This window comes from Salinimicrobium oceani, from assembly GCF_012037645.1.
Genome location: NZ_JAAVJR010000213.1, coordinates 1 through 621, shown reverse-complemented (window position 1 = coordinate 621; position 621 = coordinate 1). Strand labels below are relative to the sequence as shown.

The following is a 621-nucleotide window of genomic DNA, read 5'->3' as shown; positions in this document are numbered from 1 at the left end:
TAAAATAAGGACTAAGAGGTCTTTAATTTTGACCGGTAATCCTCAAATCGAGTAAGATGTTTTCAAAAGCCTGTGAATACGCTATAAGAGCTGCGATCTATATTGCTTCGGAATCCCAGAGTGGAAGACGCGCAAGTTTAAAGGATATTGCCCGGGAGATCGATTCGCCTGAAGCTTTTACCGCAAAGACCCTTCAGAAGCTATCCCGAAGCGGAGTTGTGGTTTCTACTAAAGGAGCTCACGGAGGATTTCATATTGTCCCGGAACAGCTACAACAGATCAAGGTTTCAAAGATCGTACTGGCAATTGATGGGGATAAGGTTTACACCCGGTGCAGCCTTGGATTGCATGATTGTTCCGAAGATCATCCCTGCCCTTTCCATTCCAGGTTTCAACCGGTAAGGAGCGATTTGAGACAGATCATTGAAAATACCAGCCTGGGAGATCTTACCAGCGGCCTCGTCTCCGGTGACACCTTTCTTAAAATTTAAAAACTAAAGATCTATGTCTATAACCCCCCTGCAAAAATTAGATTTACAGGAACAGGTCATCCGTTTAAAAAAGGAAAAAAATGCAGTAATTCTCGCACACTATTATCAGGAACCCGAAATCCAGGAGGTA

The 621-nt window shown here is 43.5% G+C and carries 2 protein-coding genes; both read left to right on the top strand.

Annotated elements, in window-relative coordinates; all coding sequences use genetic code 11:
• Positions 1-56 precede the first annotated feature (56 nt).
• Positions 57-491, top strand: coding sequence for an RrF2 family transcriptional regulator (locus tag HC175_RS16330; RefSeq protein ID WP_168024778.1), 435 nt, complete (start codon positions 57-59; stop codon positions 489-491).
• 13 nt (positions 492-504) lie between these two features.
• Positions 505-621: quinolinate synthase NadA (gene nadA, locus HC175_RS16325; protein WP_168139448.1), on the top strand; the 117-nt coding region annotated here is incomplete at its 3' end.

Bases quoted from the DNA above. Each gene is read 5' to 3' on its own strand.
- HC175_RS16330 (WP_168024778.1), top strand. From the start codon at position 57: ATGTTTTCAAAAGCCTGTGAATACGCTATAAGAGCTGCGATCTATATT.